At 63.2% G+C, this 8,658-nt stretch carries 7 protein-coding genes; 1 reads left to right on the top strand and 6 read right to left on the bottom strand.

What is annotated here, in order from left to right:
* Positions 1-139 precede the first annotated feature (139 nt).
* The 6 genes from argE to JHD73_RS24850 are packed head-to-tail and all read right to left on the bottom strand — an operon-like array spanning position 140 to position 6,893.
* Positions 140-1,345 carry an acetylornithine deacetylase gene (gene argE / locus JHD73_RS24875; RefSeq protein ID WP_199032845.1) on the bottom strand — a complete coding sequence of 402 codons (1,206 nt, stop codon included), beginning with the start codon at positions 1,343-1,345 and terminating at the stop codon, positions 140-142.
* A 12-nt stretch (positions 1,346-1,357) separates the two neighbouring features.
* Positions 1,358-2,413, bottom strand: a complete 1,056-nt coding sequence (locus JHD73_RS24870) for an ABC transporter ATP-binding protein (RefSeq protein WP_199032844.1) — start codon at positions 2,411-2,413, stop codon at positions 1,358-1,360.
* Entirely contained in the window at positions 2,410-3,426 is a 1,017-nt protein-coding gene (locus tag JHD73_RS24865; RefSeq protein ID WP_199032843.1) for an ABC transporter ATP-binding protein, read from the bottom strand. The genes JHD73_RS24870 and JHD73_RS24865 overlap by 4 nt, the downstream gene beginning before the upstream one ends.
* Positions 3,423-4,337, bottom strand: a complete 915-nt coding sequence (locus JHD73_RS24860; protein ID WP_199032842.1) for an ABC transporter permease — start codon at positions 4,335-4,337, stop codon at positions 3,423-3,425. Before JHD73_RS24860 ends, JHD73_RS24865 begins: the two co-directional genes overlap by 4 nt.
* 1 nt (position 4,338) lies before the next feature.
* Positions 4,339-5,316, bottom strand: coding sequence for an ABC transporter permease (locus tag JHD73_RS24855; protein ID WP_199032841.1), 978 nt, complete (start codon positions 5,314-5,316; stop codon positions 4,339-4,341).
* A 26-nt stretch (positions 5,317-5,342) separates the two neighbouring features.
* Entirely contained in the window at positions 5,343-6,893 is a 1,551-nt protein-coding gene (locus JHD73_RS24850; protein ID WP_368735558.1) for an ABC transporter substrate-binding protein, read from the bottom strand.
* Positions 6,894-7,270: 377 nt separating this feature from the next.
* Here JHD73_RS24850 and JHD73_RS24845 point away from each other — a divergent pair, with 377 nt between their 5' ends.
* Complete coding sequence (locus JHD73_RS24845) at positions 7,271-8,461, top strand: M20 aminoacylase family protein (protein ID WP_199032840.1); 1,191 nt, start codon at positions 7,271-7,273, stop codon at positions 8,459-8,461.
* Positions 8,462-8,658: the final 197 nt, after the last annotated feature.

Genomic DNA, 8,658 nt, shown 5'->3' with positions numbered 1-8,658 from the left:
GAACCGCCCCGGTCTCGCTTGGAAGGACGCTATGAACCAATTCGCTATCCTCTATGCAGATCGATTCGTTCGACCGTCCGTGTGATTCTCAACCCCAGCCTTGAACACGGAAATCCTGACACTCCCCGGCGGCCCGCGCTCAAGCGGTCTGCAACTGCGGCTGCCGCTGTGCGAGCCGCCGCATAAAGGCCTCGCACTGCGCGATCTGCGACAACTCGATGTATTCGTTGGGCTTGTGCGCCTGCTCGATATTGCCGGGGCCGCACACCACCGTCGGGATACCGGCACGCGAGAACAAGCCCGCCTCGGTGCCGTAGTCGACCTTGCCAGGCTTGGCGCCACGACTGTCGGCCAGCGCTTGCGCAAGCGCCACAAGTTCGTGCGATGGCGCAATCGACAGGCCCGGCGTGTTGGCCTTGATGGCAAAGCTGATGTCGGCGTCGCCGGAAATCTTGCGCATCTGCGGCAGCAGCGTGTCGTGCGCATAGCGTTCGACTTCGCCAAACAGCCAGTCCGGATCGGTGCCCGGCAAGTAGCGGAAGTCGAAGGTGAATTCGCAATCGCGCGGCACCACGTTGGTGGCAATACCGCCTTTGATGGTGCCGGTATTGAGCGTGGTGTGCGGCACAACGAAAGCGGCATCGCGCGCCTCCTCTGCCGCCATGCGCGCCGCCAGCGAGCGAATGTGTGCAATCAGCAGCGCGGCAAACTCGATGGCGTTCACGCCCTGCGGCGTCAGCGCGGAGTGCGCCTCCTTGCCGCGCACGCAGCAGCGGTATTCGCGCTTGCCCTTGTGCGCGATGATGGCGCGCATCGAAGTTGGCTCACCGACAATGCAGCCGGCGGGCTGGATGCCGTTGGCTTCCAGATCGCGCAGCAGGCTGCGCACGCCCACGCAGCCGATCTCCTCGTCGTACGAGAGGGAGAGATGGAAGCTGGCGTCACCCTCCGCCGCCATGAAGTCGGGAACGTGCGCGAGCGCAACAGCAATGAAGCTCTTCATGTCGGCCGTGCCACGCCCATACAGACGGCCATCGCGAAGCTGGGCGTCGAACGGGTTGGTGTCCCACGGCTGGCCGTCCACAGGCACCACATCCGTGTGCCCCGACAACACCAGCCCAGGCTTGCGCCCCGGCGACAGCGTGGCAAACAGATTGGCCTTGCCGCCGGTGGCGTCATACGTCAGGCGGCAGTCGGCGCCCTGTGCACGCAGGCGGTCGCGCACCCATTCGATCAAGCCAAGATTGGAGTTGCGGCTGACGGTGTCGAACGCCACCAGCGTGCGGATCAGTTGCAGGACATCGTCGGATGGTTGCAGCGCAGCGGAAATTGCGTCGGCGGGCATGATGCGAGGGCTCTAAGACTGGTCGTTCAGATGGCAGGCTGAAAACCGCAGCGGGGCAATCTCCTTGAGCGCAGGCTGTTCGGACTTGCAGCGCGGCATGGCATGTGGGCAGCGCGGGTGGAAATGGCAGCCCGCAGGCGGATGCAGCGGCGAGGGAATCTCGCCCGAGATCGCCACGTAGGTCTTCTTGCGAACCTCCAGTTTAGGCGCTTCAGCCAGCAACGCTTGTGTGTAGGGATGATTGGGCGACGCAAAGATCGCTTCCGTGGGCGCAGACTCCACCACACGGCCGAGGTACATGATGACCACCCGGTCGCTCACGTGCTTAACCACGCCCAGGTCATGGCTGATGAACAGGTACGTGAGGTTCAGTTGCTCGCGCAGGCGGATGAACAGGTTCAGCACCTGCGCCTGGATCGACACGTCCAGCGCCGCCACCGACTCATCGCAGACGAGGAATTCCGGCTTGACCGCCAGCGCCCGTGCAATGCCGATGCGTGCCCGCTGCCCGCCCGAGAACTGGTGTGGAAAGCGCCGCATGAGGCTGGGGTCCAAGCCGACGCGCGTCAGCATCTCGGCCACGTAGTCGCGCTGTGCCGCTGCCTCGACCATGCCATGCACGACGGGCGCCTCGCCTACGATGTCCTGCACGCGCATGCGTGGGTTGAGCGATGCGTACGGGTCCTGAAAGATCATCTGGATGGCGAGCTGCTTCTCGCGGCGGCGCTCGGGCGGTAGACGATCGAGATCGACGCCCTTCCACAACCGTGTGCCGGCGGTTGGTTTGTGCAGACCGACGGCCAGTCGGCCGAGCGTGGATTTGCCGCAGCCCGACTCGCCCACCAGCCCAACCACCTCACCCACAGCGATGTCCAGGTCGACATGGTCCACCGCGTGCACCACCTCTTGCGTCAGGCCCGCGCCGAACCAGTTGGCGATGCGTGACGAGAGATCCAAGCCCTTGACGAAGCGCTTGGACATGCCCTGCAGCGAGAGGATGGGCACCGCCGCGCTGGGCGTGGCCTGGATCACCGCAGCAGCATCGTGTTCAGGATGCATCGCGTTCATGCGGCGGTCTCCTCGGGGCGAATGGTCACGGGATGGAAACAGCGCAGTGCGCGGCCGTCGTCGAGCGTCTCAAGCATCGGTGCCTGCTTGCAGACGTCGGTAGCGAACGCGCAGCGCTCGCGAAAGGCACAGCCGCTGGGCAGCGCCAGCAACGATGGTGTCATGCCCGGAATCTGCCGCAGCGGCGCACCGCGCGGGTTGCGCGAGGGCGCCGAGGCAATCAGCCCAAACGTGTACGGATGGCGCGGTGCCTCCAGCACCTGCCGCACGCTGCCCTGCTCGACAATGCGGCCGGCATACATCACGCACACGCTGTCTGCCAGGCCGGCCACCACCGACAGATCGTGCGTGATCCAGATCAGCGCCGTCCCGCTCTCGCGGCACAGTGCCTGCACCTCGGCCAGAATCTGCCCCTGGATCGTCACGTCCAGCGCCGTGGTCGGTTCGTCTGCAATGATGAGATCCGGCTTGTTGAGCAGCGCAATGGCGATCGCCACACGCTGACGCATGCCACCCGAGAATTGATGCGGGTACGCCGTCAGCCGCTCGTCCGGCGACGGAATGCCGACCCTCGCCAGCGCCGTGCGCGCCATGTCGCGTGCCTGGGTTTTGCTCACGCGCTGATGCGCCTGCACGGCCTCGATCATCTGCGTGTCGATCCGCAGGACCGGGTTCAGGGTCATCATCGGGTCCTGAAAGATCATGGCGATGCGGTTGCCGCGCATGTCGCGCATCTGGCGGGCAGACAGCGCGCGCAAATCATGCGTGACGCCGTCGCGGCCGGTCAGCTCGATCCGCCCGCCAACCACGCGGCCTGGCTCGTCGATCAAGCCCATGATGGAGTAGCCCGTCATCGACTTGCCCGAGCCGGATTCGCCGACCAGGCCCATGATCTCGCCGCGGCCGACGGTAAAGGACACATCATCCACCGCTCGTGCGATGCCACCGCGCGTAGTGAATTGCGTTTGCAGGCCCTCGACGACGAGCGTCGGTTTGCTGTTGGCGGTCGTCATAGGGTCTGCAGGCGCGGGTTGAGCACGTCGCGGAGCTGGTCGGATACCAGGTTCATCGACACGATGGTCACGAGCAGCGCCAGCCCGGGAAAAAAGCTGATCCAGTACTTGCCCGACAGCATGTACTGGAACCCGTTGGCGATCAGCAAGCCCAGCGATGGTTCGGTGATCGGCACGCCCAGCCCCAGGAACGACAGTGTCGCCTCCAGCGTGATGGCCGAGGCGACCTGCAGCGCAGCAATCACGATGAGCGGAGGCAGACAGTTCGGGAGCAGATGCCGGAACATGATGCGCGACGGCGGCAGGCCCAGCACCTGCGCGGCCTCGATGTACTCACGTCTGCGCTCGACCAGTGCCGCGCTGCGCGTGGTGCGCGCGTAGTACGCCCATTGCACCGCGACCAGCGCGATCACGATATTCGTGATGCCCGGCTTGAGCAGCGCGAGCAGAATCAGCGCCAGCAGGATCGGCGGAAAGGAGAGCTGCAGATCGGCAACGCGCATGATGAGCGATTCGATGCGCCCGCCTGCAAAGCCGGCAATCAGCCCGAGCGTTGTGCCCAGTACCAGCGCGAACACCGTGCTCACCACGCCCACGCCCACGCTGATGCGCAGCCCATAAAGGATGGCGGAGAGGATGTCGCGGCCCTGGTCATCCGAGCCGAGCAGGAAGGTCATGCCATCGGAGGCCTTCTCACCGGGCGCGAGCCGCGAATCGAGCACGTCCAACTTGGCGAGGTCATACGGATTCTGCGGCGCAATCCACGACGCAAAAATCGCCAGCACGATGATGATGGCCAGCACGATCACACCAATCACGGCGATGCGGCTGGTGCAGAACTGCCGCACGAAGCGGCGCAGCGGCGTCTCTTCAGCAGCCGATTTTGCGGCGGGAGTAGCGGAAGTCGTCATATCAGCCCCGGCTTTCAGACAGGCGCACGCGCGGGTCGAGCACGCCATAGACGAGATCGACCACCAGGTTGATGAGGATGAACAGCGCCACGATCACCAGCAGGTAGGCGACGATCACGGGCCGGTCGAGCAACTGGATCGAATCGATGATGAGCTTGCCCATGCCCGGCCACGCATAGATCGACTCGGTCACGATGGAGAACGCGATCACCGAGCCGAACTGCAGCCCCACCACCGTCACGATCGGGATCAGGATGTTCTTGAGCACATGCACACCGACGATACGCGTGTTCGACAAGCCCTTTGCACGCGCGAACTTCACGTAGTCCTGCAGCATGGCCTCCTGCGTGCCCGCGCGCGTCAGACGAATCACCATCGCGATATTCAGCAGCGATAGCGTCACGCCCGGCAGGATCAGATGGCGGATGCCGTCGAGTGTCAGGAAGCTCACCGGCACGCCAAGCAGCAGGCGCGTCTCGCCACGCCCGTTGGACGGCAGCCAGCCGAGCTGCACCGCAAACACCATGATGAGCATCAGCCCGACCCAGAACGTCGGCAGCGAAAAGCCCAGGATCGAGATTGTCATGATGGTGCGGTTGGCCACACCGTTCGGGCGCAGCCCCGCCCACAGGCCAAGCGGGATACCCAGCACGATCGACAGCAGGATGGCAAAGATGGCCAACTCAAACGTAGCCGGCATGCGCTCGAAGATCAGCTTGAGCGCGGGCGTGCCCTGCGCGAACGACACGCCCAGGTTGCCGTGCAGAGCCCCGTTCAGGAAGTACAGGTATTGCTCCCACAGCGGCTTGTCGAGCCCCAGCGCGGCAATCGTCCGGGCGATGTCCTGTTGGTCAGCCTGCGGGTTGATGAGGATGTCGACCGGGTTGCCAATGGCGTACACGCCCAGGAACACCAGAATCGACATCACCAACAGCACCGCCACGGATTCCAGCAACCTTCGGATCAGGAATACCAGCATGTAGGGCCCGTTCTGTGGAAAGAGGGTTATTGCGGCTTGAAGCCGTGCGCGTAGGTGCGTTCGTCCGTGCGCGGCGTGTATGTGATGCCCTTGCGTGCCGCCCAGGTCGTCACCTGAAAGTGGACCGGGATGATGCCGCCGTCATCCACCACAATGGCCGTCGCTTCCTGCAGCAGCTTGGAGCGCTCGCCATCGTCCATCGTATAGAGCGCCTTTGTCAGGACGGCGTCCATCTTCGGGTTGCAGTACTGGCCCCAGTTGACCGTGCCGAAGCCCGTCTTGGAATCCTCGCACGCTACCAGCGCACGCAGCGGCGAGCTGACTTCGCCTGTCTGCGCACCCCATCCCACCAGGCCGAATGAGTATTCATGCCGGATGCTCTTGGCCGCAAACGTCGCCATCGGCATGCCTTCCACACGGGTCACGATGCCGATGCGCGTGAGGTTCTGCGCAATGGTCTGCGCAATCTTCTCGTCGTTCACGTAGCGGTTGTTGGGCGTCTGCAGCGTGATGCCGAAACCGTCGGGGTAACCCGCCTCGGCCAGCAGCTTCTTCGCGCCTTCCGGATCGTACTTGAGTGTCTTCAGGTTCGGGTTGTGGCCGAAGAGTTGCGGCGGCACAAGGTTGTTGGTCGGCTCGGACAGGCCTTCCATGATGCGGTCCTTGATGCCCTGGCGATTGATCGCCATGCTCATCGCGCGGCGTACGCGCGGGTCCTTCAACGGATTCTTGTCGAGCGGCTTGCCGTCCTTGCCCGTCACGTACGGCGATTGATCGCGTTTATCATCCGTATACAGATAGATGACGCGGTGCGAGATCTTCGAGAAGAAGTTCAGCGACGCATCCCCGCGCACACGCGCCAGGTCGGGCGTCGGCACATTCTCAATGGCTTGCACATCCCCCGACAGCAGCGCCGCGATGCGCGTCGCTCCGTTCGGGATGAAGCGCAGCGTCACGTGCTCCCACGCAGGCTTCGGGCCCCAGTACTGGTCATTGCGCACCAACTCGACACGGTCATCGCGCGCGTAGCTGACGAACTTGAACGGCCCCGTGCCGATCATGCCCTTGCCTTGCGCAAAGTCGTCACTCGACAGCCCCTGCGTCGCCTTCTTCTGCACGATGAACACCGATGTCAGGTCCGACAGCATCAGCGGATACGGCTGCGATGTCGTCAACTGGATCGTGTACTTGTCGATGATCTTCTTGTTGATGATCGCCTTGGTGTACGTGTCGAACTTGCCCGGGCTGTTGAGGATCGTGGCCGGGCGATCAAGCGACCATGCGACGTCTTCGCTGGTCAGTTCGCTGCCATCGTGAAACTTCACACCGGGGCGCAGCTTGAATTCCCAGGTCAGGTTGTTGACCATCCGCCACGACGCGGCCAAGCCGGGAATGATGTGGCTATCGGCGTCCATCTTCACCAGGCACTCGAACATGTGCTCCGACACGTTGATGTTCGAGAACAGGTTGTAGAAGTGCGGGTCCATCGACGTCGGCGGCGAGCTCATGCCGATCTTCAGATCCGCAGCCAGCGCCTGCGGGCTGGCCCCCGCCATCACACATCCCGCCACGCACATCACAGCGGCCACACGCCGCAAGGTCCGAATCATGGTCACGGCTCTTCTCCCCAAGAAGGAATCGATGGATCGATTTCGCTGACGGCGCGGCGGCGCTTCTGAAGAACGCTCGCGCCGACTATAGCGACGCGCACATGCGCTCGGCAATGTGCGGCGCCACAAATTGGTGCATCTCCCTATGCCGCCCCTCAGGAAACCTCCGAAAACAGGGACGTAATTGCATGGGCGAGGGTGAAAAGCAGGAAGCGTTCCATGTGACGAGCGAATGCAACGGCGACATGCATGCGGCGCACGCGCGTGTGCGGTGGGCCGAAGATTGCCCTTCGGCGTATCATCGAACGTGATTGAGACCTTTCAGCCAGAACACGAGTATCCCAATGAAGCTGATTCCAGAGATCCAAGCCGCGCAGCCCGAAATCCAGGCGCTGCGACGCGATATCCACGCACATCCCGAACTCTGTTTCGAAGAGCAACGCACCTCCGACTTGGTCGCCGCCAAGCTGACCGAGTGGGGCATCGAAGTCCATCGTGGTCTGGGCAAGACCGGGCTGGTTGGTGTCATCCGCAACGGCGAGGGCAAGCGCATCGGCCTGCGCGCCGATATGGACGCGTTGCCGCTAGCCGAGGTCAATCAGTTTGCGCATCGCTCCAAGCACGAAGGCAAGATGCACGCATGTGGCCACGACGGCCACACGGCCATGCTGCTTGGTGCGGCACACTACCTTGCCAAGCACCGTGACTTCAGCGGCACGGTGCATCTGATCTTCCAGCCAGCCGAAGAAGGTGGTGGCGGCGCACGCGAGATGATCAAGGACGGCCTGTTCGAGCGCTTCCCGTGCGACGCCGTGTTTGGCTTGCACAACTGGCCGGGCGTGCCGGTCGGAGCGTTCGGCACGCGCGTCGGTGCGCTGATGGCGTCGAGCAACGAATTCCGCATCACGATCAAGGGCAAGGGTGCACACGCCGCGCTGCCGCACAACGGTAACGACCCGGTGTTCGTCGGCGCGCAAGTCGTTTCGGCTCTGCAGGGCATCATCACCCGCAACAAACGTCCGATCGACACGGCTGTCCTGTCTGTGACCCAGTTTCACGCCGGCGACGCCACCAACATCATCCCGAATGAAGCCTGGATCGGCGGCACGGTACGCACGTTCTCCACGGAAGTTCTCGACCTGATCGAGCGCCGCATGGAGGAAGTCTCCAAGGGAATCGCCTCGGCTTACGACTGCACGATCGATTTCGCCTTCCATCGCAACTACCCGCCCACGGTCAATAGCGAGGCGGAAACACAATTCGCAGCGCAAGTCATGCGTGAACTGGTAGGCGCAGACAACGTGGATGCTGACATCGACCCGACCATGGGCGCCGAGGACTTCTCCTTCATGCTGATCGAGAAGCCTGGCTGCTTTGCCTTCATCGGCAATGGTGACGGCGACCACCGGGAGCAAGGCCACGGTTTAGGCCCGTGCATGCTGCACAATCCGAGCTACGACTTCAACGATGAGTTGCTGCCGTTGGGGGCGACGTACTGGGTGAGGTTGGTACAGAGGTACCTGGCGCGGGGCTGAGGGGGTGTTGTGCAAGCGTAAAAGCCACCGGGATCGGTGGCTTTTTTGTGGTCTGGTGCTTGGGCGCTTAGGGCAGCGCAGAAGAGATGGGAAGCGCGTTTTGCACGCGTAAAAGCAAACACCCCAGCTCGGGTGGAGCTGGGGTGTTTTATGGGAGAGCCTGGCGATGACCTACTTTCACACGGGAATCCGCACTA

Origin of the sequence: Ralstonia sp. ASV6 (assembly GCF_016429285.1) — a bacterium.
Classification (GTDB): Bacteria; Pseudomonadota; Gammaproteobacteria; order Burkholderiales; family Burkholderiaceae; genus Ralstonia; species Ralstonia flaminis.
Note: the sequence above shows the minus strand (reverse complement) of the source record. Positions and strands in the feature narration are given on the sequence as shown.

Bases quoted from the DNA above. Each gene is read 5' to 3' on its own strand.
- argE (WP_199032845.1), bottom strand. From the start codon at position 1,345: ATGCCCGCCGACGCAATTTCCGCTGCGCTGCAACCATCCGACGATGTC.
- JHD73_RS24870 (WP_199032844.1), bottom strand. From the start codon at position 2,413: ATGAACGCGATGCATCCTGAACACGATGCTGCTGCGGTGATCCAGGCC.
- JHD73_RS24865 (WP_199032843.1), bottom strand. From the start codon at position 3,426: ATGACGACCGCCAACAGCAAACCGACGCTCGTCGTCGAGGGCCTGCAA.
- JHD73_RS24860 (WP_199032842.1), bottom strand. From the start codon at position 4,337: ATGACGACTTCCGCTACTCCCGCCGCAAAATCGGCTGCTGAAGAGACG.
- JHD73_RS24855 (WP_199032841.1), bottom strand. From the start codon at position 5,316: ATGCTGGTATTCCTGATCCGAAGGTTGCTGGAATCCGTGGCGGTGCTG.
- JHD73_RS24850 (WP_368735558.1), bottom strand. From the start codon at position 6,893: ATGTGCGTGGCGGGATGTGTGATGGCGGGGGCCAGCCCGCAGGCGCTG.
- JHD73_RS24845 (WP_199032840.1), top strand. From the start codon at position 7,271: ATGAAGCTGATTCCAGAGATCCAAGCCGCGCAGCCCGAAATCCAGGCG.